General features: G+C 37.9%; 26 protein-coding genes and 1 tRNA gene. 16 read left to right on the top strand and 11 right to left on the bottom strand.

What is annotated here, in order from left to right; translation table 11 throughout:
- Window positions 1-154: 154 nt before the first annotated feature.
- The 3 genes from Q1K34_RS01220 to Q1K34_RS01210 all read right to left on the bottom strand — a co-directional run bounded on the left by Q1K34_RS01220 (window position 155) and on the right by Q1K34_RS01210 (window position 1,474).
- On the bottom strand, window positions 155-826 hold the full coding sequence (locus Q1K34_RS01220; protein WP_300433841.1) for a haloacid dehalogenase type II: 672 nt from the start codon (window positions 824-826) through the stop codon (window positions 155-157).
- Between the two features lie 139 nt (window positions 827-965).
- Window positions 966-1,181: a hypothetical protein gene (locus tag Q1K34_RS01215; protein ID WP_300433840.1), complete on the bottom strand. Its 216-nt coding sequence runs from the start codon at window positions 1,179-1,181 to the stop codon at window positions 966-968.
- 218 nt (window positions 1,182-1,399) lie between these two features.
- A tRNA-Arg gene (locus Q1K34_RS01210) sits at window positions 1,400-1,474 on the bottom strand.
- 100 nt (window positions 1,475-1,574) lie between these two features.
- Here Q1K34_RS01210 and Q1K34_RS01205 point away from each other — a divergent pair.
- From Q1K34_RS01205 to Q1K34_RS01185, 5 genes are read left to right on the top strand one after another with little or no spacing between them, the layout of a single operon-like run.
- Window positions 1,575-1,874 carry a hypothetical protein gene (locus tag Q1K34_RS01205; RefSeq protein WP_300433839.1) on the top strand — a complete coding sequence of 100 codons (300 nt, stop codon included), beginning with the start codon at window positions 1,575-1,577 and terminating at the stop codon, window positions 1,872-1,874.
- 49 nt (window positions 1,875-1,923) lie between these two features.
- Complete coding sequence (locus Q1K34_RS01200) at window positions 1,924-2,613, top strand: DUF2490 domain-containing protein (RefSeq protein WP_300433838.1); 690 nt, start codon at window positions 1,924-1,926, stop codon at window positions 2,611-2,613.
- A gap of 44 nt (window positions 2,614-2,657) precedes the next feature.
- Window positions 2,658-3,644 carry a DUF1028 domain-containing protein gene (locus Q1K34_RS01195; protein WP_300433837.1) on the top strand — a complete coding sequence of 329 codons (987 nt, stop codon included), beginning with the start codon at window positions 2,658-2,660 and terminating at the stop codon, window positions 3,642-3,644.
- A gap of 32 nt (window positions 3,645-3,676) precedes the next feature.
- A complete protein-coding gene (locus Q1K34_RS01190) occupies window positions 3,677-4,042 on the top strand; it encodes a hypothetical protein (RefSeq protein ID WP_300433836.1) in 366 nt (121 codons plus the stop codon).
- 54 nt (window positions 4,043-4,096) lie between these two features.
- On the top strand, window positions 4,097-5,251 hold the full coding sequence (locus Q1K34_RS01185) for a DUF3095 family protein (protein WP_300433835.1): 1,155 nt from the start codon (window positions 4,097-4,099) through the stop codon (window positions 5,249-5,251).
- 15 nt (window positions 5,252-5,266) lie between these two features.
- Here the strand turns inward: Q1K34_RS01185 and Q1K34_RS01180 are convergent, their stop codons facing one another.
- Entirely contained in the window at window positions 5,267-6,817 is a 1,551-nt protein-coding gene (locus Q1K34_RS01180; protein WP_300433834.1) for a M20/M25/M40 family metallo-hydrolase, read from the bottom strand.
- 146 nt (window positions 6,818-6,963) lie between these two features.
- On the opposite strand from Q1K34_RS01180, the gene Q1K34_RS01175 reads away from it, so the two are divergent.
- Together Q1K34_RS01175 and Q1K34_RS01170 are read left to right on the top strand one after the other, a co-directional pair.
- Window positions 6,964-9,333 (top strand): S9 family peptidase, encoded by a 2,370-nt coding sequence (locus Q1K34_RS01175; RefSeq protein ID WP_300433833.1) that lies wholly within the window; start codon window positions 6,964-6,966, stop codon window positions 9,331-9,333.
- The gene (locus Q1K34_RS01170; protein ID WP_300433832.1) at window positions 9,330-10,556 is read left to right on the top strand and encodes a cysteine desulfurase-like protein; all 1,227 of its coding nucleotides are present in this window, start codon (window positions 9,330-9,332) and stop codon (window positions 10,554-10,556) included. The genes Q1K34_RS01175 and Q1K34_RS01170 overlap by 4 nt, the downstream gene beginning before the upstream one ends.
- 252 nt (window positions 10,557-10,808) lie before the next feature.
- Here the strand turns inward: Q1K34_RS01170 and Q1K34_RS01165 are convergent, their stop codons facing one another.
- The 3 genes from Q1K34_RS01165 to Q1K34_RS01155 form a co-directional block, all read right to left on the bottom strand.
- The gene (locus tag Q1K34_RS01165) at window positions 10,809-11,633 is read right to left on the bottom strand and encodes a hypothetical protein (RefSeq protein ID WP_300433831.1); all 825 of its coding nucleotides are present in this window, start codon (window positions 11,631-11,633) and stop codon (window positions 10,809-10,811) included.
- 374 nt (window positions 11,634-12,007) lie between these two features.
- Window positions 12,008-14,146: a glycoside hydrolase family 97 protein gene (locus Q1K34_RS01160; RefSeq protein WP_300433830.1), complete on the bottom strand. Its 2,139-nt coding sequence runs from the start codon at window positions 14,144-14,146 to the stop codon at window positions 12,008-12,010.
- A gap of 98 nt (window positions 14,147-14,244) precedes the next feature.
- Window positions 14,245-15,387, bottom strand: a complete 1,143-nt coding sequence (locus Q1K34_RS01155; RefSeq protein WP_300433829.1) for a cystathionine gamma-synthase — start codon at window positions 15,385-15,387, stop codon at window positions 14,245-14,247.
- A 167-nt stretch (window positions 15,388-15,554) separates the two neighbouring features.
- Between Q1K34_RS01155 and Q1K34_RS01150 the strand changes: the two genes are divergently transcribed.
- Genes Q1K34_RS01150 through Q1K34_RS01140 form a run of 3 tightly spaced genes read left to right on the top strand, consistent with a single transcriptional unit; the run spans window position 15,555 to window position 17,647 of the window.
- Window positions 15,555-16,340, top strand: a complete 786-nt coding sequence (locus Q1K34_RS01150) for a DUF3298 and DUF4163 domain-containing protein (protein WP_300433828.1) — start codon at window positions 15,555-15,557, stop codon at window positions 16,338-16,340.
- Between the two features lie 58 nt (window positions 16,341-16,398).
- Window positions 16,399-16,755 (top strand): arsenate reductase family protein, encoded by a 357-nt coding sequence (locus Q1K34_RS01145; RefSeq protein WP_300433827.1) that lies wholly within the window; start codon window positions 16,399-16,401, stop codon window positions 16,753-16,755.
- Complete coding sequence (locus Q1K34_RS01140; protein WP_300433826.1) at window positions 16,745-17,647, top strand: DMT family transporter; 903 nt, start codon at window positions 16,745-16,747, stop codon at window positions 17,645-17,647. The genes Q1K34_RS01145 and Q1K34_RS01140 overlap by 11 nt, the downstream gene beginning before the upstream one ends.
- On the opposite strand, the gene Q1K34_RS01135 is transcribed toward Q1K34_RS01140, so the two are convergent.
- The 3 genes from Q1K34_RS01135 to Q1K34_RS01125 are packed head-to-tail and all read right to left on the bottom strand — an operon-like array spanning window position 17,644 to window position 19,272.
- Complete coding sequence (locus Q1K34_RS01135; protein WP_300433825.1) at window positions 17,644-18,090, bottom strand: hypothetical protein; 447 nt, start codon at window positions 18,088-18,090, stop codon at window positions 17,644-17,646. The genes Q1K34_RS01140 and Q1K34_RS01135 overlap by 4 nt on opposite strands.
- 37 nt (window positions 18,091-18,127) lie before the next feature.
- On the bottom strand, window positions 18,128-18,775 hold the full coding sequence (locus Q1K34_RS01130) for a hypothetical protein (RefSeq protein ID WP_300433824.1): 648 nt from the start codon (window positions 18,773-18,775) through the stop codon (window positions 18,128-18,130).
- Entirely contained in the window at window positions 18,775-19,272 is a 498-nt protein-coding gene (locus Q1K34_RS01125; protein WP_300433823.1) for a thioesterase family protein, read from the bottom strand. The genes Q1K34_RS01130 and Q1K34_RS01125 overlap by 1 nt, the downstream gene beginning before the upstream one ends.
- 83 nt (window positions 19,273-19,355) lie before the next feature.
- On the opposite strand from Q1K34_RS01125, the gene Q1K34_RS01120 reads away from it, so the two are divergent.
- The 4 genes from Q1K34_RS01120 to nadD all read left to right on the top strand — a co-directional run bounded on the left by Q1K34_RS01120 (window position 19,356) and on the right by nadD (window position 22,437).
- Complete coding sequence (locus Q1K34_RS01120) at window positions 19,356-20,321, top strand: alpha/beta fold hydrolase (protein ID WP_300433822.1); 966 nt, start codon at window positions 19,356-19,358, stop codon at window positions 20,319-20,321.
- An 89-nt stretch (window positions 20,322-20,410) separates the two neighbouring features.
- Window positions 20,411-21,268, top strand: coding sequence for a YicC/YloC family endoribonuclease (locus Q1K34_RS01115; RefSeq protein WP_300433821.1), 858 nt, complete (start codon window positions 20,411-20,413; stop codon window positions 21,266-21,268).
- A complete protein-coding gene (gene gmk, locus Q1K34_RS01110) occupies window positions 21,269-21,856 on the top strand; it encodes a guanylate kinase (RefSeq protein ID WP_300433820.1) in 588 nt (195 codons plus the stop codon).
- Window positions 21,853-22,437, top strand: a complete 585-nt coding sequence (gene nadD, locus Q1K34_RS01105; RefSeq protein ID WP_300433819.1) for a nicotinate (nicotinamide) nucleotide adenylyltransferase — start codon at window positions 21,853-21,855, stop codon at window positions 22,435-22,437. Before gmk ends, nadD begins: the two co-directional genes overlap by 4 nt.
- A 144-nt stretch (window positions 22,438-22,581) precedes the next feature.
- Here nadD and lysM read toward each other — a convergent pair whose 3' ends face one another.
- On the bottom strand, window positions 22,582-23,070 hold the full coding sequence (gene lysM, locus Q1K34_RS01100) for a peptidoglycan-binding protein LysM (protein WP_300433818.1): 489 nt from the start codon (window positions 23,068-23,070) through the stop codon (window positions 22,582-22,584).
- Window positions 23,071-23,427: 357 nt separating this feature from the next.
- On the opposite strand from lysM, the gene Q1K34_RS01095 reads away from it, so the two are divergent.
- Both Q1K34_RS01095 and Q1K34_RS01090 read left to right on the top strand, forming a co-directional pair.
- Window positions 23,428-24,423 carry an NAD(P)H-dependent glycerol-3-phosphate dehydrogenase gene (locus Q1K34_RS01095; RefSeq protein WP_300433817.1) on the top strand — a complete coding sequence of 332 codons (996 nt, stop codon included), beginning with the start codon at window positions 23,428-23,430 and terminating at the stop codon, window positions 24,421-24,423.
- 128 nt (window positions 24,424-24,551) lie between these two features.
- A complete protein-coding gene (locus tag Q1K34_RS01090) occupies window positions 24,552-25,232 on the top strand; it encodes a hypothetical protein (protein WP_300433816.1) in 681 nt (226 codons plus the stop codon).
- Window positions 25,233-25,312: the final 80 nt, after the last annotated feature.

Below are 25,312 nucleotides of genomic sequence, written 5' to 3'. Positions count from 1 at the left end.
CAATAGAAAAATTAAAATCAACTTGGCCAGTTGCATTTATCACTTGAACATGGCTCTTAACTAATTGAAAATCCTAATAATTTAGAAGCTGGAACAAGTTTAGATTGACGAAATAAGGACTTTTTAAGCAGCCTTTTTTCTTTTTAAAGATTTATTACTTCTTTAATTCTGAAGCTAAAACTTCAATATTACGAACTTCAAAAGTTGGCTTTTCCGATAAAGGAAACGGAAATTTTCCAGGTCTTAGAATAAAAGCTGTCTTCAAACCCGCTCGCATAGCACCGGTTATATCCCAAGCGTGTGCAGCGACCATCATGGCGTGTTGCTTTTCCACACCTGCCTGTTTTACCGCATAATTATAAGTTTCAGGATGCGGTTTGTATTTCTTTACCGACTCTACACTTAGAATACTATCAAAATATTCTGAAATACCTGCATACTCAAGTTGTTCCGTCAGCACAGAAGGTTTACCGTTGCTGAAAGCTATCAGTTGATATCCTGAATTTTTCAATTGAATGAGACCAGGTTTAACATCAGGATAGGCTGATAATTTATTTATTGGCTCTAATATTTCCTTTATCCTCTCTTCAGAGAAATTCAATTCATTTTTTCTGGCATTCATCGCCAGCACAGAAGCTGCAATCTTGCTGAAATCATGATAACTATTCGTGATACTTTCAACCAGAGCATACTGTAATAGTTCTGCAAACCAAATATTGGCTGCCTGCTCATCTCCTAATGACTTATTAATGCTTTGCTTTAATGGAGTTAGATCCAAAAGTGTTTCATTCACATCAAAGATCAACGTTTTCAAAATATTCTTCATACCCCTAAAATAGAAAAGCTTTTGATTTTAATTTCTATAGAAAATTATAATTCTTAATTCCTACTATTGAAACATTTGATACTACATGAATTTCATGAAACTTTATGAATAATGAGAATTCAGAAGAAGATTTCTCAATTTAGAAAGGCAGGGGTGGGTTAGAAGTTACTTTTTGAATAGTAGGCACTTCGGACTCCATAAAGTTTAAACTGGAATAATTGATTGAGGTAATTTTAAAAACCAAAAATGCAATCCCAGCAATCATTAAAAATTTTATAAACAGGTTAATAAGCAACGTTTTCATTTCAAATCCACCATCATTCAATAATCCTGTTTGATATAACAAAGTTTTCATGGAGTAGGCTTTTAATCAATACCAACCCCTATATTAAATTCGGTGTGGGGAAGAATTGTGGTTTATGCAAGTTATAAAAGATTGCATATCAATACACTAACCAGATTATATACTTTTTAACAGGCTATCAACAATTGAAATGAGGCGAGGGAGTAAATAATTCCTTAACAGATTATTTAAATTAAAAAACCTTTCCCATACATAATGCGAAAGGTTTCTGGTAGCCTCACCAGGAATCGAACCTGGATCTAAAGTTTAGGAAACTTCTATTCTATCCATTGAACTATGAGGCCGGAGCACAAAAATAACGGCTTTCTTCATAATAAGAAAAATAGATATCAAAAATTTCAAATTTTTGATATCTATTAGTATCTTGATCAAAACTCATTTATAATGAAAGCGTTTTTATCCGTATTTTTTTTGTTTACCGCTATGATTCTCAACTCCTGTAGTTCGGGTAATACCAATGAAGCTAACATATACACTGGAGTGATACAACCCGCCGGGATTACCTCTTATCAATATGGTACACATACTTTACAAACTATAGATAGCCTATACGCAATAAAAAGTGACAGTATAGATCTTCAGCCGTTTGAGACTAAAGAAGTCACTATACAGGCTAATAAAATTGACGGCTACCCGGTAGATGGCGGTCCCGTTTATTTAAATGTTTTAGAAGTTAAAGACTAAGATTTGTTTTATGGAGCTTCCAACTTATATTTACAAAAAAATATAAGTTTTGAAAAAATTATTTAGTCTTACTCTATTCTTACTTTTTTTAAATTTTAATATAAATGCTCAGGTAGATGAGGATCAAACCGGTGGCTGGTACATGTATTTTTGGGATACAAGTTTTGGTGAATCCAAATTCGGACTTCAGGGGGATATTCAATATCGAAACTGGGACCTTATAGGCGATCTGGAACAGCTTTTACTCAGAGCCGGTGCAACTTACAGCCCTTCTGAGAATATAAAATTCACGGTGGGATATGCCCATATAACTTCCGGAGTTTTCGGTGATTCCGATGCTACTTCTTCTGAAAGCAGGGTTTACCAGGAAGCTTTACTGCCTCATAAAATCACTTCAAGGATCTTTTTAAAGCATAGGTTCAGGTATGAGCAGCGTTGGGTGGAAGATCAGGATTTCAGAACCAGGTACCGCTACAACCTGTTTTTAAATATTCCGCTAAATCAAACCAATCTCAATAAGAATGCTATTTATCTCGCATTTTATAATGAGATTTTTATAAATGGACAAAAAGATATTGGAGACGGCAGACGTGTGGAAATTTTTGACCGGAACAGACTTTATGGAGCCCTGGGATATGCTATTAAAGATAATTTGAAAGTACAGCTGGGCTTTATGGAACAAACTTCGAACAACCTGAGTAAGGGTCAACTTCAATTGAGTTTGCACCACAGCTTCTAATATAAACATGCTTTTAGTATCTTTAGACCACTAATAAATCTTCTATGAAAAAAACTACTTTCCTATTTTGCCTTTTATTTCCTTTTATTCTGAAATCTCAGAATATTGAAGGTCATTCAAAAGATGCTTTTGCCCATACTTTTTCCATTGTGGCCCGTGATACAGTCACCGGAGAAATGGCAGTTGGCGTACAAAGCCACTGGTTTTCTGTAGGTTCTATAGTATCCTGGGGAAAGGCCGGAGTTGGTGTGGTTGCCACCCAATCTTTTGTAAATCCTGCTTATGGACCTGAAGGCCTCGCTTTAATGGCTGATGGAATTTCCGCGGAAGAAGCTTTAACCAAACTGGTAGAAAAAGATGAGGGAAGAGCCTTTAGACAGGTTGCCTTTCTGGATGCTAACGGAAATGTATCCGGATTTACCGGAGAAAAATGTGTGGAGGTTGCAGAAGATTTGCAGGGAAGAAATTTTTCTGTTCAGGCAAATATGATGTTGAATGATAAAGTGGTTCCGGCTATGGCGGAAGCTTTTCTGAAATATTCAGATTATCCACTTGCTGAAAGGGTTGTGGAAGTTTTAAAAGCAGCACAGGCAGCCGGTGGTGACATCAGAGGAAAACAATCTGCTGCATTAGTGGTGGTGGGTCCTGAAAGAACTGAGAATAGCTGGGAGGATAAGAAGATCGATCTTCGGGTAGACGATCATAAGAATCCGCTAGAGGAACTATCAAGACTTTTAAAAGTGAACCGCGCCTATGACCATATGAATAAAGGCGATCTTGCTGTCGAAGAAGGTAATATGGAGAAAGCACTTAAAGAATATGGTGCTGCGGAAGAAATGTTCCCAGATAACCTGGAAATGAAATTCTGGAAAGCGGTGGCATTGGCCAATAGCGGTAGAATTGCAGAAGCCAAACCTATCTTTCAAGCGGTTTTTGAAGCCGATGAGAACTGGAAAGAAATGATTACAAGGCTTCCGCCTTCAGGAATCCTGACCATTTCTGAAGAAGAACTTAAAGAAATTACCGAATAATTTAAATATCTTTATATACTAAATAATTAGTTATGAAAAGATTACCTATAAAAATATTAATACTGGCAGTCCTGATTTCAGCAATTACTTTTTCATGTAAAAATGAAGAAAAAGCGGGGGATAAAATAGAAGTAACTTCTGAAAAGCCTTCTTCAGAAGAAATGAAGAATAGCATGTCTGAAAATGCAGACATCCAATATAATCCTGCGCACGGAGAAGAAGGACATCGTTGCGAGCTTCCAGTAGGAGCTCCATTACAACAGGCTAATGCTTCTGCAACTCCTGAAATGACTACTTCACCGGTAAGAATGAAAAGTGCTGCTCCTAAAATAAATCCACCTCATGGAGAGCCTGGCCATGATTGTTCTATTGCTGTAGGAGCCGAGCTTAAACAGTAATCAAAATTTTTCTCAAAATAGAAATTAATAAGATTTTGTCTCGACTCAAAAGATATGACAGGCACAAGTACTAATTTCTATTCAAAGCTTCAGATAAATGACGCTCCAATTAGCGAACTTATTGGGGATAAAAGCAAGTTTTCAAATCTGCCGGAAGACTGGCATATCCTTGTTGCCGATATTCGTAATTCCACCCAGGCAATTGAGAAGGGGCAACATAAGAATGTAAACCTGGTAGCTACAGGTTGTGTCATTTCTATCTTAAATCTTGCAGATGCCCACAATACGTCTATACCTTTCTTCTTTGGAGGCGATGGAGCCAGTTTTCTTATTCCTGAAAAAATTAAAGATCAATCGCTTTCTGTATTAGAAAAACACAACCGAAATACCGAAAAGCATTTTGGATTTAGCCTCGCGGTTGGCAGTTTCAGCATCAAAAAGATATATGAGGAGAATATAAATCTAAGGATTTCGAGGGTGAAGATAAATGAAACCCTGAATATCCCGGTTATACTGGGAAATGGTTTACAATACGCTGAAAACAAGATCAAGGAAGAAGGTTTTCTACAGCATATTACCCCCGGTGAAACCCCTCTGAATATGACCGGTATGGAGTGTAAATGGGACAAAATAAAACCTCCAAAAGACGATCAGGAAGTATTGAGCCTTATCGTGGCCGGTTGCGGCGAAACAGATTTTTCAGAAGTCTATTCCAGCATTATGGCGAGTATAGACAAAATCTACGGTTCCGTAACACGACGAAAACCTATATCGGTTAAGAGATTAAAGATAAAGGCAGGATTACAAAGAATTAAAGATGAGATGAAGGTAAAACTTGGTAAATGGAGTTTTACGGCATTTTTAAAAAGTATTATGGTGGCAAATTTTGGGGAGTTTTATCTTCGAAATACCTCTTCGGGAAAGAGCTATCTTCAGAAATTGGTGGAGCTTTCAGATAATCTTACTCTCGATGGGAGAATTAATACTGTAATTACCGGCACACAAGATCAACGAAAGAAACTTATAAGTTATCTTGATCAATTAGAAAGCCAGAATTTAATAAAATATGGTTATCATGTAAGCGAGGAAAGTATCATGTCCTGTTACGTAAAAGACATGGGTACAGACCAGCATATCCATTTTATAGATGGTGGCAATGGTGGTTATACAAAGGCAGCCAACCGACTGAAATTAAAATTTCAGGATTAACTGCCTTTTTATTTTTTAGTCTAATCCTCCTTTTCTAGTGGCGTCTCTGGGCTCAGGCCAGGTCATTTGTTCTCCAGTTCTTTTACTTACCGGTAACTTTATTTTTTCTCTGGAGGTCTTTTCAGGATCTTCACTTGCCATATAAGCCAGTACAGCGGTAAGGATCACATTGTTCCTAACATCATCAAATACGATCTTATCATACGTATCCCTGTTGGTATGCCAGGTATAATTCCAATAATCCCAGCTCAAAGAGCTTAAATTAAAGGCTGGAGCCCCTGCGGCTACGAAGGAGGCATAATCTGAACCTCCTCTTCCCGGAGTTCCCGGAAAATTAGTCTCAATATGCTCACTTACATTTTCAGGGACTTCATATAACCATCTTCCAATATAATCGTAAGCATTTAAAAATCCGTTACCAGAGATATTTACAACTCTCCCTGTACCATTATCCTGGTTGAACAACACCTGCATATTTTCCACAATTTCGGGATGGTCTTTTACAAAAGCCCTGGAACCATTTAATCCCTGCTCTTCGCTTCCCCAGTGTCCTACCAAAATTGTTCTTTTAGGATTTGGATATAGTTTTTTCAGGATTCTCATCGCTTCCATCATTACCAGCGTTCCGGTACCATTATCGGTTGCTCCGGTGGCTCCATCCCAACTGTCAAAGTGCGCAGAAAGAATCACGTATTCTTCAGGTTTGTCAGATCCCTTGATTTCTGCAATGGTATTAAATGTGGGTACTTCGCCGAGTTCTTTTGATTCCGCTACTACTCTGATTTCAGGCTTATCACCATATTCAGCCAGGCGATACAAGAGTCCGTAATCTTCCAGGGAGATATCAATGGTAGGAATATCTTCCGTATATGCTGAAAACACTTTGTTCACCCCAAAACCTCTAGACCAGTACGAACTAATAATACCCGCTGCACCTGCATCTTCCAGTGCTTTAGGCAATTCCCTTCTTGAATGTCCTGTTTTTCTCATTCGCTCCTGCCACAGATCACTAAGGGAGTCGCGATTTTTTTTCATTTTTTCAAAGGACTCCTTCGTAGCCCATTCTTCCCAGTTATCGTCAGGTCTTCCGGTTGGTTGTGGCATGGAAATCATCACGAATTTACCTTTTACAGATTTGATCTTTTCAAGGAAATCTAAAGAATCATTAGCTTCAGGAATAATAACTACCTCAGCAGTTACCGGCTTTTTTCCGGTAGACGGACTCCAGGCAAGCTGTCTTCCCTCCAGGCTTTGAATTCTTGGAGAAATAAGATCTATATGTGTAATTCCTCTTTCCCAGCCTTTCCATTTTCCCCATTCTTCATTGCGGGCAGGAATATCCCAATTAGAATATTTTTTCACTGCCCAGTCGTGAGCATTTTTCATTTGAGGGGTTCCCACTAACCTGGGGCCAACTACATCAAGAAGTTCATGTGCAAGGTCTTCCAACTGAGAATTATTTTCGGCTTCCTTAACAATTTTTTCCACCATTTCCTGCTGAGACTGTGCAGAAACCAGTGATACAGAAAGAAAAAGTAGGCCAATAAGCGTAATTTTTTTAACCATAGGGTAAGATTTAAAATTTTAATTTGATTTACAATATCGTTCTTTTTTCTAAAAGCTTCCTCTTTAAGATCTCCCCTAAAACTTAAGGTTTAAACAGGAGACAAATTTTGGTTATATTGGCATTCTTTAAATTTAATTGAATCCATATGTCAAAAAGTTTGCCTGCCCTTATTTTTGTTCTGCTGGGCACCTTATTATCATTTTCTCAAACCTCAGATCTTAGCGTTGAAAAAATTATGCAGGATCCCAACTGGATGGGAACTTTTCCCAGCTCTGTAGATTGGGGAATTCATGGAGAAAATATCTATTTCAACTATAATCCTGAAAAGAATCCCGCCGATTCTCTCTATAAAGTCAACATCAAAAATCCCAAAAAGATTTTGAAAGTTTCAGCAAAGGAAAAACAGGAACTTATTCCTTCCAGGGGAGATTTTAATGCGGCCAGATCCATAAAAATTTTTACTGAAGATGGAGATCTGGTTTTATATGATATGAAATCCAGGAAAAGAAGAGAGCTTTTAGACCTGCCTTCAGCAATCAATGACCCTAAATTTCTTTCGAACGAAGAGAAAATAGCTTTTAAGATTGAAGACAATGCTTTTCTATATAACCTTGGAAATGGAAGCCTGCAACAACTTACACATATAAAATCTGGCTCTAAACCTGATGAATCCGAAAAAGAATCTTCAGAAAAAGATGCGTGGCTGGAAAAAGAAAACCTTGAATTATTGCAGGTAGTAAATCAGCGTAAAACTAATGAAAAACGTTCAAAATCCTATAGAAAATCGGTTGAAAAAGAAGAAGATTTTGTTTTTTACCTTGAAGATCGGGATCTAAATAATCTTGAAATCTCTCCTAACGCCAAATATGCCGGGTTTAGTTTGATAAAAAGGGAACGTGGCGATGACACCAATGTTCCTAATTATGTAGATGAAAGCGGATACACCGAGAATATTTCTGCCAGGAGTAAAGTGGGCGATATGGATTATACCGCCGAACTTGCCTTATATAATTTTGAAAAAGACACTGTTTATATCATTGACGTTTCCGGCCTTCCGGGAATTAGTAAACTACCTGATTATACTTCAGATTATCCGGATAAAGAATGGAAAGAAGAACCCAGGGAAGTCATCCCTTCTACTGTTCATTTTTCAGAAAACGGAGAGAAAGCAGTGGTAAATCTAAGGTCTAAAGATAATAAAGACCGATGGATCGCCCTTATAGATCTACAGAAGGGGACGTTACAATCTATAGAACATCAGCGCGACGAAGCCTGGCTTGCCGGTCCCGGTATTGGGTACACCTATTACGGTTATGAAGACCTGGGGTGGCTGCCAGATAATAAGCATATTTATTTTCAAAGTGAGGAAACCGGATATTCCCATTTGTACATCTTAAATGTGGAAACGGGAAAGAAAAAAGCGCTCACTTCCGGCGAATATGAGGTTTTTGATCCTGAGATCTCAAATGACAAAAAATACTGGTATTTCACTTCTTCTGAAGTCCATCCCGGCGAAAGACACTTTTATAAAATGCCTTTAATGGGAGGTAAGATGCAGCAATTAACCAGCATGCCCGGTAAAAATGAGGTTGTCCTCTCACCCGATGAGAAATATATGGCGATCACTCATTCTTATATTAACAAGCCCGAAGAACTTTATTTAAAAGAGACAGGAAAGAACGACGAACCGCTGCAAATTACCAGCGGCCAGTCGAAAGCTTTTTCTTCATACAACTGGAGGGAACCGGAATTGATACGATTTAAGGCCAGCGATGGTGCTATGGTTCCTGCCAGGTTATATGTTCCTGAAGAAGCTGCAAAAAATGATGCTGCCGTAGTCTTTGTTCATGGCGCAGGATATCTTCAGAATGCACATAAATGGTGGTCCAGCTATTTTAGGGAATATATGTTTCATAATCTGCTTACCGATCTTGGTTATACGGTCATAGATATTGATTACCGCGGAAGCGCAGGTTACGGCAGGGATTGGAGAACCGGGATTTATCGCCATATGGGCGGAAAAGATCTTAGTGACCAGGTAGACGGAGTACAATATTTAATTGAAAACCATGATATTGATCCTGAAAAAGTGGGAATTTATGGAGGAAGTTATGGAGGTTTTATCACGCTTATGGCCATGTTCACTGAAGCTGAAACCTTTAAAGCCGGAGCTGCTTTAAGATCTGTTACAGATTGGGCCCATTATAACCATGGCTACACCTCTAATATTTTGAATGAACCGGCTGATGATCCTATTGCTTACAGGCAGTCTTCACCGATTTATTTTGCTGAAGGCCTGCAGGGAGACCTTTTGATAGCTCACGGAATGGTTGATACCAACGTGCATTTCCAGGATGTGGTAAGATTGTCCCAGCGCCTTATTGAATTAGGTAAGGAGGATTGGGAACTGGCCGTTTATCCCGTTGAAGGTCACGGTTTTGTAGAACCCAGCAGTTGGGAAGATGAATATGAAAGAATACTGGAATTGTTCAACGAAAGTTTATTAGGTAAATGATAGATATAGATTTTGTAAGAAAGCAGTTCCCTGCTTTGGAAAGGGATTTTATTTTTATGGATAATGCTGGCGGCTCACAGGTTTTGAGCAAGGTAGCTGAAAGGATAAGCGGTTACCTGCTGCATCATAATGTACAATTAGGAGCTTCTTATAAGGTTTCTGAAGAAGCCGGGAAAAAACTGAAATATGCGACTTCCAGAATTGCCGAATTAGTAAATGCTTCCAGAGACGAAGAAGTAGTGATAGGTTCTTCTACCACCATGCTGATGCGACTTTTAAGCTTAAGCATTGGTAAACAGTGGAAAAAAGGAGACGAAGTGATCGTGACCAATACAGATCATGAAGCCAATGTTTCCCCCTGGACAGATCTGAAAGAAAAAGGTATTGGAGTCAAAATATGGAAAGTTAACCCGGAAACACTGCAACTGGAGATTTCAGACCTGCGAAAATTGATGAATTCCCGTACTAAACTGGTAGCAGTTACCCATGCTTCCAATGTGCTGGGAACTATTAATCCTATTAAAAAAATCGCTAAAGAGGTTCATAAAGCCGGTGCTCTAATTTGTGTAGATGGCGTTGCCTACGCTCCGCATAGAAAGGTAGATGTGCAGGAGCTGGATGTTGATTTCTATACCTTCAGCTGGTACAAAACCTACGGACCTCATCTTGCTGTGATGTATGGAAAATATAATAAACTGGTAAAATTAGATAGCCTCAACCACTATTTTATTGGAAAGAAAGACGTTCCTTATAAATTACAACCCGGAAATTTCAATTTTGAACTTACTTATAGCACTCTTGGAATCATTGAATATTATGAAGAACTCTATAATCATCATTCCAATTCAAATCCTGTAAGTTTTTCTGAAAAGCTCAATAAGACTTTTGAAATTATCGCTACACATGAAGAAAAACTGGCTTCTGCCCTCTTAGATTATTTAAATGAAATTCCTGAAATAAGAATTATTGGTCATTCAGAAGCAGATTCTTCCAAACGGGTGCCTACAATCTCTTTTGTACATTCAAAAATGAAAAGTGATGCGATCGTGGAAAAAGTCGATGACCATAGAATAGGCATTAGATTTGGTGATTTTTATGCTAAAAAATTAATTAGCGACCTACAGCTAGAAGAAAAAAACGGAGTAGTTCGTGTTAGTCTTGTGCATTATAACACTGAAGAAGAAGTAAAAAAACTTATTAAGGTATTCCAGCAGATATTTTAAGGGAATTATCATCCCAACTCTAACTGTTGCAGACAGGCGGAGGGAGAAATCTCTTGCATAACTGCATCACGCAAAAACTGAGTTCATATTAGTAATAAGGTTTAAAAATGAATCCGGATTTCTTCAGAAAAAATATTAGCCATTAACCTGAGCAACGGAGAAAAGCTTCAGAAAGCTGGGAACAGACTCGTATAGAATTAAATTCGAATGGTAAAATGAAGGCGGTTAGAAATAACCCGACCGCCTTCTATATTAATCTTCTACTCCCGGAAACCACTGCATGTTGTCCAGCGAAACGCGGTATAGCTTTTTTACCGGGTCAAAGCTGATACTATAAGATGTAGGATAATAACCCGACTGTTCGTATGCCGACGGCTGCGGAATAGGAATGGATTCCGAAGAGTTACCGGCCAGGAAATATTCTTTAGTGATCATTGGCTCATGAAAAATAAAATCCCCGTCGAAGGATCCAAAAATAAATGTCCTGTTGAACCCGTTTGGACCAAATTCGTTCGAGTTTGGATCAATCCAGTGTTTGCCCATAAATGGAACATACCCTGGCGTAGGCACATAATCTTCGGGCCAGAACTGAGAAGCAGGGAAAATTTCCCCTGCGGGCATACCCGGCAGTATCTGAAATTTTTCTTCCATACTTATCCAGTAAAAGTGAAAATCGAAGTGGGGAACCTCGTAGAAGAAGGGTTCATGCCCCTCGGGGTTCCAGCCAAAGTCGATATGGTCAATGATAATGCCATCGGCTTTTTTATGAAGCTCCAGGCTAAGCTCTTCATGATGATGCGGAGTGTGGAGAAGGGCCTTTTCTGAAAAAAGCACGGCTACCGAAACAGGTTCGCCATCACTGTTTAAAGTTACTGCACTTCGAACAATACCTTTTCCAAAAGGCTGAGTAGGACCATAAAATTCATTTGTTTTTTCAGAAGAAGCAGAATGGTTCAGGTCGCTTATCTGAAGTTTAGGATCTATATCCGCCGAAGCTTCCTTTTCGCATGAGAAAAGAATAATTGCAATGGCAAGAAGAAGTAGGGGCAATAGAGAAAAAGATCTACGTGTTTTCATTTTTTTGATTTTTGTAAAATTACAAAATCACCCTTAATTACTGTAAATCAATAACTTAAAATTGTTATAACGAATTTAAAACCGTTAAACTACCTGATTATTTTTATTTAGATCGAAAATTCGTACTATAATTCTTAACCAATATTTTAGAAGAAAATAACAGATAACCATTGTAAAGAAGTAATATCCCACCCTTGAAGGGGATTTTAATTGTAGGGATAATTACCTGTAGTTACCAGGCAACATCATAGTTTTTAAAGAGGTATTTTACTTTTAGAATTTCTTCAGGTTCCTAATTCTCCCCACTTACCTGATGTAGACAGGAGGAGTGATGCCCGTTCTTTACTGAAGCGTGAACTAATCAGAAAAGCTTTCTATATTTTATCAAGGCCTCGGGTTTCAGTTTTATCTGCCTCCATAATACTTATGGCATAACCACCCCCTGGAACAGATTTCTGTGCTAGTTTAGATTTACTGTTTACACGGTACTTTTTAATCTCGTATGCCTGTGGATTCGTTTTATAATGCGCATCCGGGGCATCAGCATATACCGTGGCTATATAATTCTTTCCTTTCTCAAGGAAATCGAATTCAATTTTAGAAGTTCTGGCGTCATTCCCATTTACATTCCCAATAAACCAGTTACTGCTTCCTTTTTCTTTCCTCGCAACCGTAATATAATCCCCGGGTTCTGCTTCCAGGTAAATACTTTTGTCCCAATCCAGTGCGACATCTTTTATAAACTGAAATGCATCCGGGAACCTCTTATAATTTTCAGGAAGATCTGCTGCCATTTGCAACGGACTGTACATCGTGACGTACAATGCCAACTGATTGGCAATAGTGCTATTTACATGAGAATCGTTATCTGGATTAAGTTTACTAATATCCATTTCAAAAATCCCAGGTGTGTAATCCATAGGTCCGCCAATCAAGCGGGTAAAGGGAAGAATGGTTACATGATTTGGTTTTGAACCACCAAAGGCCTGAAACTCCGTTCCTCTGGCAGACTCGTTCCCAATAAGATTGGGATAAGTTCTTCTTAATCCGGTAGGGCGCACCGCTTCATGCGCATTCACCATAATTTTATAATCTGCTGCTTTTTTTACCGCGTATAAGTAATGGTTAATCGCCCACTGCCCATAATGATGTTCTCCTCGCGGAATAATATCTCCAACATAGCCACTTTTTACCGCAGGATAGCCATATTTATTCATAAACTGATAGGCCGTGTCCAGGTGTCGCTCATAATTTCTTATTGCGCCTGAAGTTTCATGGTGCATCATCATTTTCACCCCTTTACTTTCAGCATAATTTTGTATTTCTTTCACATCAAAATCCGGGTAGGGAGTTACAAAATCGAAAACATAATCTTTAGATTTTCCAAACCAATCTTCCCAGCCTTCATTCCAGCCTTCCACTAAAACAGCATCAAAATCGTGCTCGGCCGCAAAATCTATATATTCCTTCACATGTTCTGTATTTGCTGCATGCTTTCCGTTAGGTTTTGTTTTAGAATAATCGGTTTCGCCTAATTTTACGGAAGGCAACTCATCTGTATAGGCCCAGGAACTTTTCCCCGTGATCATTTCCCACCAAACACCAATATATTTTACAGGCTTTATCCAGGAAGTGTCTTCTAATTGATTGGGTTCATTGAGATTCAGGTTCATATTAGAAGCGAGAATATCACGGGCATCAACACTTACTATCACCGTTCTCCATGGAGTATGCGCGGGAGCCTGAAGATAGGCTTTATTCCCAACCGCATCTGGAGTAAGCCATGATTCAAAGATCATATTTTCATGATCCAGGTTAAGGTTCATCAGGGAATATTCTACCAAAGCTGCTTCATGTAAGTTGATATATAAACCATCATCGGTTTTCATCATCAGGGATGTTTGAACTCCAGTCTTGGAAAATTGCTCCTGTGAAGCATTTGGTTGCACCGCCCCATCAAACTTTTCCCGGATTTCAGAAAGTTTCGATTCTGTATAATCATATTCCTGGGAATCGTAATCTCCAGGAATCCAGAAAGCGGTATGATCGCCGGCCATAGCAAATTGGGTACGCTCCTCCTCAACCACAAAATAAACGAGGTTTTCCTGTTCCGGAAATTCATATCTAAAACCGAGTCCGTCATTAAAAAGTCTGAAACGGATAATTAGATTTCTTCTTGTTTCTTCCTGAACCAAATTTACCTCCAATTCATTATAATGATTTCTAATTTCTTTTGATTCTCCCCAAACCGGTTTCCAGGTATTATCAAAGCTTGATTCCTCTGTATTTTCAATACTAAAACCAGAAAGAAGATCTTTTTGCTCCTTTAAATTAAGACCGAGTTTACTGATTTTAATAACCTCTTTTCCTTTAAAGGATAATGTATAGGTTGGAGTTCCATCTTCCTGAAGCGAAAAATTCATGCTTAATTCGCCATCCGGAGATTTTAAATTTTGTGCCTGGGAAAAATTAATTCCTGCCATTAACAGAAGGTATAGTATTGTTTTTTTCATGATCGAATTTTTTAAATAAAAAAGCTTTTCTAAAAAAGTTAAATGTACTTTGAAAAATCATTTTCTTATTGAAACAGTTTATCTGTAAATGATATAACTTATCCAATAGCCTGCTTAAGATCTGCAATAAGATCTTCTTCATCTTCTATTCCCACGCTCAATCTTATCATAGAGTCCACTATTCCGGTTTTTGCCCGCTCCTCCTTCGGAATCGAGGCATGGGTCATACTCGCAGGGTGCCCGGCAAGGGACTCCACGCCACCAAGGGATTCGGCTAAGGTAAAAACTTTCAGATTTTCAACAATTCTGGTCGCGCTTTCTAAAGTATCTTCTTTTGTGGTAAAAGAGATCATTCCGCCAAAACCAGACATTTGCTTTGTTGCAACTTCGTGGTTTGGATGATCTTCAAAACCGGGCCAGTAAACCTTATCTATCCTAGGATTGGATTTAAGGTATTTCGCCACTGCTTCCCCATTCTCGCAATGGCGCTGCATCCTGATGTGTAAAGTTTTAATACCGCGAAGTACTAAAAAACTATCCTGCGGACCACAAATCGCACCACTCGCATTCTGAATAAAATAAAGTTTATCGGCAAGCTCTTTATCCTTTACCACAAGACCGCCCATCACCACATCGCTATGGCCGCCCAGATATTTCGTGGCACTATGCATAATAATATCGGCACCTAACTCCAGTGGTTGTTGTAAATAGGGCGTGGCAAAAGTATTATCTACCGCCAGGAGAAGCTCATGTTTTTTTGCGATTTTAGAAACGGCTTCAATATCAATGATATTCATCATGGGATTAGTGGGCGTCTCCACCCAAATGAGTTTCGTATTCTCATTGATATATTCCTCAATACCACCGGTATCTTTCATTCCTATAAAATGGAATTTGATACCAAGACCTTCAAAAATATGGGTGAATAATCTATAAGAACCACCATATAGATCGTTAGTGGAAATAATCTCATCTCCAGGCTTAAAGAGTTTCAGCACCGCATCTATGGCCGCAAGGCCAGATCCAAAAGCAAAGCCAAATTTCCCATTTTCAAGACTCGCCAGGGACTTTTCCAGAGCTGCCCTGGTTGGATTTCCGCTTCGGGAATATTCAAAGCCTTTATGACCGCCTGGTGTGCTTTGTGAATAGGTAGTGGTTTGATAGATTGGAGGCATTACAGCACCGTAAGCAGGATCTATATTTTCCTGACCTCCATGTATGGTTTTGGTATTAAATTTCATAGTTGGATAGAATTAGAAGCCTCATAATTATCATTTTCTCAGCTTCTCGAATAAGGACCCGAAACAGATCGTAACATTTCAAAATATTGAAAAACAAATGTAGTGCGCCTGTTGGGCAATCACAAAATAGCCTTTACCTTTAGCATGTTAATTAACACCTATTTGCTGTGAAGAGAAATTTGTTGCTATGTTTATTTCTGATATGCATTTCCTGCGGAGACGATAAAAAAGAAACTGAAGATATTGAGAAAGAACTTAAATTTTCAACAAAAACTATTCAGGAAAGCCTGGATAATTGCGAGCCGGAAAAAGGAGAATGTACCTTTATAAGTTTAATTTTTCCAGTTGCTGAAAATGGTGATGGTCAGGCAGAAAAAATCAACAGGGATATTGAAAATTTTCTGGCGAACACTATCGATTACCAGGATGAAGGCCGTTTAGAAAAACCTGAAGAATTAGCAACCAATTTTATTGAAAATTACCGGGAGACTGCACAGGAATTTCCTGAATATGAATTACCCTGGGAAGCAACTATTTATGGCAAAGTTGTCTTTAAAACGCCACAGTTGATTTCACTTCAGTTCAACACAGATATGTTTACCGGTGGAGCTCATGGCTATCGCAGCACTCACTATTTAAATTTTAATGCTGAAACCGGAAAGTCCCTGCAGGCTCAGGATTTATTTAAGTCGGAATTTATTGAATACGTGGAGAAGGATTTCAGAATAAAGCAGCATATTCCAACCGAGCAAAATATAAACAGCACAGGAATGTTCTTTGAAAATGATGAATTTCATCTTCCACAGAATATTGGGATCTTTCAGAAAAAAATAATTCTTCACTATAATGCCTACGAAATTGCACCCTACGCCTCCGGGAATTTTATTTTAACATACCCAAGAGCTGAAATTAAGCAATTCCTAAAAATGGAAAAGGTAGAACCAAAAGCTTAGGTTCCTGTTAATTTTTTAATTGAAAATCCCGTTCTTTGCATTTGTAAAACTTCCAGCCATGAAAAAAATATATCATCTTTCTACCTGCGATACCTGCAAAAGAATTCTAAATGAACTTGACGTACCAGATTCCTTTATCCTTCAGGATATTAAAAACGAGGAGATCACCGAGGAACAACTGGACCAGATGCAGGAGTTATCAGGGAGTTACGAATCCCTTTTCAGCAGAAGGGCAAGGCTATATAAGCAGAGGGATCTAAAAAATGAAGAGCTAGGTGAAGGAAGCTACAAAAATCTTATCCTGGATCATTATAGCTTTTTAAAAAGGCCGGTAATTATTAATAACGACGAGATCTTTATTGGAAATTCAAAGAAAACGGTAGCAAACGCCAAAAGATCTATACATGGAGAATAGCCGAATTCTGGCTATCCTGGCCGCTTTTGGAGCAAGTGCAATCTATGGCGTAAACCATACCATCGCTAAAGGCCTCATGCCGTTGTACATTGAACCTTTCGGATTTATTTTACTAAGAGTTACCGGCGCGGCGATCCTTTTCTGGATCATAAGCTTTTTTGCGCCTAAAGAAAAAATAACAACTTCAGACTGGCCTCGAATTGCGGGCTGTGCCGTTTTTGGTATGGTGATCAATATGCTGTTCTTTTTTAAAGGTTTGAGCCTTTCTACCCCTATCAACAGTTCGGTGATTATCACCTTATCTCCTGTAATGGTGCTTATTTTAGCCTCTATTCTGATCAAAGAACGCATCACTTTATTAAAAACATTGGGAATTATTATTGGAATGGCCGGGGCTCTGGTCTTAGTGCTTTTTAGTTCAGGAGAAAATTTTAATGCGCCTAATATTCCGTTAGGAAATCTCCTGTTTATCGTAAATGCATTCTCCTACGGGCTATATCTCATCCTGGTTAAACCGCTCACTAAAAAATATCATGCCATTACTTTGATGAAGTGGTTGTTCTTAATCGCTATATTTATTAATCTGCCGGTTACTTACAGTGAATTTATGGCGGTAGAGTGGGAAAGCCTCCCCTTTGATGCGATTTGGAAAATGGGCTTTGTAGTGTTAGGAACTACATTTATGACATATCTCCTAAATATCTACGCCTTAAAACAACTTTCACCCTCTACCATAAGTGCTTTCATTTATCTTCAGCCTTTAATTGCGATTACTTTTGCAATTTCTGTAGGTGCAGATAAATTAACCTGGATTAAAGGATTGGCCGCTGCGCTGGTATTTATAGGGGTTTACATGGTAAGTATTAAGAAAACAAAGATAAAAACGTCTTAACCTCCAAAACTAGCTAGAAAAACGATTCCTACGCTAATCATTGCCACAGTTATTGCAGATATAATTATAATTCCTATACTTACTAGCGTTGAAGCAGTTTTATTCTTTGGATAGATCTCATTGATCGCTAAGGAATCGATCATATACTTTTGCAAACGTTCGCGCTTTTCAAAATCAAACTTATTTTTGTCCAAATAACGCTTTGTGCTGTTTTTTTTTACGATTCCTATAAGATGTTCCTCGGTTTTAATTAGCTTTTTGAATTTGAGCCTCTTTCCATCTTGGGTAATAACTACTGCACCGGTATTTTCCTGTACTGCGGTTTCAATATCTACGGAAGAGCCCTTATATATTGTACAATTCTGAAATAATTGGAAAACACCTATTATTATCAACAGGAAAAATCGTTTTTTAAGTAACGATCTCTGGGAAGCACTATTCATCTGCTAAAAATTTAGATATTCTTAAAGATACCTAAAATCAGGATATGGAATTTATTATCTGCTGAAGTCTATCTTCGATCTTCGAATTTTTAATTCCCTTTTTATCTCTGAAATACTCTATCATCTGAGGTTTATCCAGTGAATAAATTTCACATAAACCTTTTAGAATGGTGGTTAAGTATGCCTCGTCTGGCGCATTGATCTCATTATTTAATAATATTTCACTGGTAAAAGTAACCACAGGCTTATTTTCAATTTCACCTAAATAAAGTAAAAGTCCGTAGCGTCCATCGGTCATACAGTTATAAGAACCTTTTTCTATTAACTCCTCAAAATCTATAATTATTTCCCCCTCAAACTTAAGCTCCTGTCTCACCAGGTCTTTAAACTGACCCTTATTAATAAGATAGGTCCTGCCCAAAGTTTCAGCTGAAGGATCTTTTTCAGGATTTAAAAAGCAAATACCACCACCATTCCAGGTTGGAGATTCCTTGGCAAAATACATTTCATGATCTATTTTGATCGTTCTGCTTTTTTTCGGTTTTGATTTATCAGAGCAGCCGGTGAAATTTTTCAGAGCACCCGGCGGAGTCCCACCATTGATGTAACACATAAATCGCTCTTCCCTAATATTGGAACCATAGCATGCATACCAGATTTCATCAATCTTGTTTTTTAACTCCATTAAAGGTTGTTTACTTCTTCCGGGCTAATATCATGTGGTCGCTTCCCGAATTTTCGTGTATCTTCTTTGGTTAATGTCCTAAAATTATCAGATTTAGGAGTATTATCTAATTGTTTGAATAGTTCATCTGGTAAGCTGATTAATTTTCTTTCTTCCAGATCTATCCAGGAACCCATCATTTCACAGGTTGCACAATTTTTCCCTTTATAATCGTATATTTTGTGAATAAATTCAAAATACATCCCATCTTTTGAGAGCCCGCTAAGTTCCAGGGTAACTGTTACCGGTTTTCCAGCAAATATTTCCTTGAAATAATAGATATGCTCATAGAATACAATAGGACCAAGGTTGTAATGGGATAATTCTTTTTGGCCAAATCCGTTTTCCATTAGAAAACCCATTCGGGTATGGCTCATAAAGTTTATAAATGCTGAGTTTGCCAGATGTCTGTTGGCATCCAAATCACTCCATCTTATTTCAAATTTCTTGGTATACATAATCTTCGATTTATTCAAAACTAGCAATAAATAGTATGCACGCATAGCTTATTTTGCCTAAGTTTATATTAAAATTGAAATGAATGCCACTAGTCACAGGTAAATATATCCCGCCAGGGGTTTTTAAATATTCAGATGTCTCCACTATTTATGCTGCTAGTCTTAGAAAAGTTGAAATTCCTGTTTATGAACGTGAGCGCATAGAACTTAGTGACGGTGATTTTATAGATCTGGACTGGAGTTATGCGAAGAAAGATAAATCTAAAAGTTTAGTGATCCTTTTGCACGGACTGGCTGAGAATACGTATAGACCTTATATGAAAGGAATGGCACAGGTTTTCAATACAAATAACTGGGATGCGGCGGCTATGAATTTTAGAGGCTGTAGCGAAGAGCTTAACAGGTTTTTTAAAAGTTATCACGCTGGTGCAAGCGATGATCTGGCAGAAGTAATAGCACACGTCCTTTCCCTGAAGCAGTATTCTAAAATTGCACTCGTAGGTTTTAGCCTTGGCGGTAATATGTTAATGAAATACCTGGGAGAGAACAGGAATTTACCTGAAGAAATTATTGGAGCTGTAGGAATTTCTGTTCCCTGTGACCTGGCCGGTTCCCTAGGAGCTATTAATCGAATGCGAAATTTTGTGTATTCTAAGCGCTTTGAAATAAACTTAAAAAAACATCTCTTTGAAAGAGCTAAAAAGTTTCCAGATCAAATTCAGAAAAAAGATATAGCCGCCTGCCGTTCGCTTCGGGATATCGATGATCTCTACACTTCAAAAGCCCACGGGTATAAAGATGCTTCAGCATATTATAAAAAAACCAGTGCCCTTGGATTTCTTCAGAAAACAAAAAAACCTATTCTAATCCTGAATGCTGCCAATGACAGTTTTTTATCTCCCGAATGCTATCCTTTCAAAATTGCTGAAAATTCTAAAAATATACACCTGGAAGTACCTGCTTACGGAGGTCATGTGGGTTTTGTAACAAAATCTGAAACTTATTATCACGAAAAACGCGCGATAGAATTTATCGAATCGCTTTATTAAATACTGATTCTCTCAATTTTATCCCGACCCGATTCAATTGGAGATGCTATAGAATTGATTATCTTTGCGCAAGCTTTTAAAATTCAGGCATGATTCAATCTATGACAGGCTTCGGGAAAAGCGTTACTCAAATTCCCAACAAAAAAATCACTGTAGAGTTAAAATCTCTGAACAGTAAGAATTTTGACCTGAATGCTCGCATTCCATCCCAATACAGGGAAAAGGAATTAGACCTTCGGAATATTATTTCCAATGATCTTGGCCGTGGTAAGGTAGACCTTTCCATCTATGTGGAATATACCGGCGAACAAACTTCAACCAATGTTAATACTCAGGTAGTCAAGAATTATATGGATCAATTAAGGGATATCGTGAATGCCAGTGAGATAGAATTGCTCAAAATGGCTGTAAAAATGCCCGATTCTCTTAAGACGGAAAGAGATGAAATTGATGATGAAGAGTTCAAAGCCATAGAAGGAGCTGTTAAATCTGCACTTAAAGAGATCAATAATTTTAGAAATGACGAAGGTAAAGCGCTGGAGAAAGACCTGAAATTAAGGATCTCAAATATTCAGAAATTACTGAAAGAAGTCATTAAAATTGATCCGGACAGGATTGATGCCGTTCGCGATCGACTTCGTAAAGGTATTGAGGAAATCAAGGAGCAGGCAGATGAGAACCGTTTTGAACAGGAGATTGTTTATTATATCGAAAAGTTTGATATCACTGAAGAGAAAGTGAGACTGGACAATCACCTCGATTATTTTCAGAAAACATTAAACAGTAAGGATTCTAACGGAAGAAAGCTTGCTTTTATTTCCCAGGAAATCGGGCGGGAGATCAATACCATTGGGAGCAAATCCAATTACGCGCCTATGCAGCAGATGGTGGTGCAGATGAAAGATGAATTGGAAAAGATTAAAGAACAACTTCTAAACGTACTCTAAATGAGCGAAGGGAAACTAATCGTATTTTCAGCGCCTTCGGGATCAGGAAAAACAACGATAGTACGTCACTTATTAAAGCACCAGGAATTGAAACTGGATTTTTCCATTTCAGCAACCTCCCGTGAACCACGTGAAAATGAGGTGGACGGACAGGATTATTATTTTCTCTCCTTATCAGATTTTAAGCAAAAGATTAAAAATGATGAATTCCTGGAATGGGAAGAAGTCTATCGCGATAATTTCTACGGAACTTTAAAAAGCGAGGTAGAGCGCATCTGGGAGAAAGGAAAGCACGTTATTTTTGATATTGATGTAGTTGGAGGCCTTGACATTAAGCATATTTATCCGGAAAGAACTCTGGCGGTATTTGTAAAACCTCCCAGCATTGAAGAATTGAAGATCCGCCTGAAAAAGAGGAAGACGGAAAGTGATGATAAAATTAGTATGCGTGTAGCAAAAGCTTCTATTGAACTGGCAACAGCGCCTCAATTTGATTTTATTATTGAAAACAACCATTTAGGTACCGCTTTAAAAGAAGCTTATAATTTAGTTTCCAGCTATGTTGACGCCGAAAAACCGAAAAAATGAATAGAAAAATAGGTTTGTTCTTTGGAACTTTCAATCCTATTCATACCGGTCACCTGATTATTGCAAATCATATGGCCGAATTTTCAGATCTGGAAGAAATCTGGCTCGTGGTTACCCCGCATAATCCACATAAAAATAAAAGCAGTCTGCTGGAAAACCATCACAGACTGGAAATGGTTTACAAAGCATGTGAGGGTTATGATAAATTAAAACCCAGCAATATAGAATTTGATCTTCCGCAACCTAATTATACCGTAAATACGCTGGCCCACCTTCAGGAAAAATTTCCTACCAATGAATTTTGCCTAATTATGGGAGAAGATAATCTCAAAAGCTTTCATAAATGGAAAAACTCTGAGGTGATCGTGGAAAATCATGAAATATATGTTTATCCAAGAATTGCGCCCGGTGAGGTAGCAGCCAAATATCAGGAGCATGTTAAGATCACCAGGGTTGCTGCACCCATTGTAGAAATTTCCTCTACTTTTATAAGACAGGCGATAAAAGAATCAAAGAATGTAAGACCTCTTCTGGATAAAAAAGTCTGGGAATATATAGATCTTATGAATTTCTACAAATAGGTAAAAGACTGTTTAAAAACCTATCTTGAATCTTCTGTTTAGCTGATTGATCCTACTTTTTTCATCGTGGAACTACAAGCTTAGAACGTCGACTGCTCTCAGTTTAACATTCTCAAAATTTATAAACAGTCTTTTAGTTTATTTTTATCTTTTAGCATCCATAGGCGGTATTCTTAGTACCTGCCCGGGATATATTTTGTCAGGATCCTGCAACATGGGCTTATTAGCTTCAAAAATTAAAGGATACTGGTTGGGATCTCCATAATGTTCTTTCGAAATCTTACTTAAGCTATCTCCTCTTTCTACAGTATGAAAAACCGCTTCAGGTTCAGTTTTTTCAACATCCATTTTATCATCTACCTGGGCAATACCTTCCGAATTTCCAACTACCAGAATTATTTTTTCCCTATTTGCCTGGTCTAAGGCTTTTCCAGAGACAACAGCCATATCATTTTCAATATAAATTTGTAAATTCTCTGCTTTCAGGTTTAAATCCTTTATAGTTTGCTCTAACTTTCTAGCTGCTTTTTCATTTTCCTTTAATTCATCTTTAGTTCCTGCTTCCGGGGATTTAGGTTTATCAATTCCAAAAACCTTTTTCCCAGCATCTTTAATAAATGAAAATATACCCATTTTAATGATTTATAGTTAGTTACTTAAATGTACAAAAGTGAATCTATAATGGAGCTTCTGCCACTCCTAAAGTTTTCAAAAAATTAATTCTGAATCAAAAAGACCGCTTCTTCCGAAACGGTCTTTTCAACTAAATAACCAACCAAAAAAACTAAGAATGTTCTTCATGAAAAAGATGAACAGGAAGAACAGTTTTATAACGGGTGGATCCTGGATAGATTGTATAATATCTAATTAGAGTTTGTTAAATTTTAGAATTTAGATTATTGAAATATTCTCAAGAATCTATAGCTTTAAAAGCGAAAAACTTTAAATACTTTCAAAATTGACTATTTTTGAAGGAGAGAATGTAAATATATGGATAAGACCCCTAGTTTTGGTGTAATTGGAGGTGGCAGCTGGGCCACTGCTATTGTAAAGATGCTTTGTGAAAACCTGGACCAGGTCAACTGGTACATGCGCAGTGTCTATGTTATTGAACACATTAAAAAGCAAGATCACAATCCCAACTACCTGAGTTCGGTTGAATTTGATGTAAATCAGCTTAAGTTAAGCAATGACATTAATGAAACGGTCAAAGCTTCAGATTATATTATTTTCGCTATTCCTTCGGCATTTCTCAAACGTGAATTAGATTTACTAACAGTGCCATTAAATGACAAAATCGTCTTTTCAGCCATAAAAGGTATAGTACCCGAAACCAGTTTGATCGTAGGAGAGCATTTCAATGAATATTTTGAAGTCCCTTTCGAAAACATTGGTATTCTCACCGGGCCCTGTCATGCGGAAGAAGTTGCCCTGGAAAGACTTTCTTACTTAACGGTCGCCTGCCAGGATGAGAAGAAAGCCGAAATTGTGGCGGGATACCTTGGGAGCGATTATATTACCTGTAAGATTAGTGATGATGTGATAGGCACCGAATATGCCGCGGTACTGAAAAATATTTACGCCATCGCTGCCGGAATTGCTCACGGTTTAGGTTATGGAGATAACTTCCAGAGTGTACTTATGAGCAATGCGATACGTGAGATGAAGAAATTCATCAAGAAGGTGCATAAGATGAAACGTAATATCAATGATTCTGCTTATTTAGGAGATCTATTGGTTACCGGGTATTCAGTTTTTAGCCGAAACCGAATGTTCGGAAATATGATTGGTAAGGGTTATACCGTTAAAAGTGCCCAAATGGAGATGAGCATGGTCGCTGAAGGTTATTATGCTACCGAAAGTGCCTATAAGATAAATAAGGCTAAAAAAGCTAAAACCCCTATCATAAATGCGGTTTACGCCATACTTTACGAAGGTAAAAATCCTAAGAAGGTCTTTAAAAAGCTAGTAGATAAACTGGATTAATTAAAGAATTTACCTACATCTTATTTCTATTTATCTGATTTTTAATCATTTCAGCGGCTATTTTTAGCTTGTCATTGAAAATAATGTAGTACATTTAATCTTCCAAATTATTGACAAACCAAAATATCATGAAAAAACTATTAGTTTTTAGTCTGGGCCTGGGCCTTGCTTTTACAAGTTGTGAAACAGACACCGTTTCTGAAGAAATTCCAGCTCAGGAAAATTTACGATCAGGAGAGAAATCCCTGCCCAATTCAAGTTTTAAAATCCATGAACCCGATTGGCTGGAAGGTCCCGGAGCTGAAATCCACGAGCCTGACTGGATGGAAGGGCCTGTTGCCAATATTCATCAACCAGATTGGATTGCCGCTCTGGCGTGGTTTGAATGTGGAGAGAATTATACGGGTCATCCAAACTTAAGCATAAACAAAAATAATCCCTCTTCTTACAGTAGTCCGGAAGATGGGATTGTTAGTTTAAAGAATCTAAACATTGGCGGTGATCTTTATTTTTGTGGTCTTCTGGCGACAGAGAACACTGTAAATATCCATCGTGCAGGAGAATTTAATCTAGCCGGAGAGATGATGATAGGTAGCATTGAGGAGCCTGCTGACCTGGTTATTAATTCAGGAGCTCACTTAAATTTTGCAGGAACGATCATAGTTACCGGTAACCTGATCATTAATCCAGGTGCCACGGTAGAAATCTACGGGGAAGGTGAAGAAGAAGTCATTTTCGTAGGAGGAACCACAGAAATAAGCGAAGATGCTAATGTGGTAGATCACAGAGAGCACACTCACGAACATTAATCACTTTTTCTTTATAGCAATAAAAAGGCTGTCTAGAAAGTCGAGAAAAGTTCATCCTGAATTTATTTCAGGATCTTAAC

This window comes from Christiangramia sp. (assembly GCF_029937855.1).
Lineage (GTDB): Bacteria > Bacteroidota > Bacteroidia > Flavobacteriales > Flavobacteriaceae > Christiangramia.
This window is presented reverse-complemented; position numbering and strand designations above follow the sequence as displayed.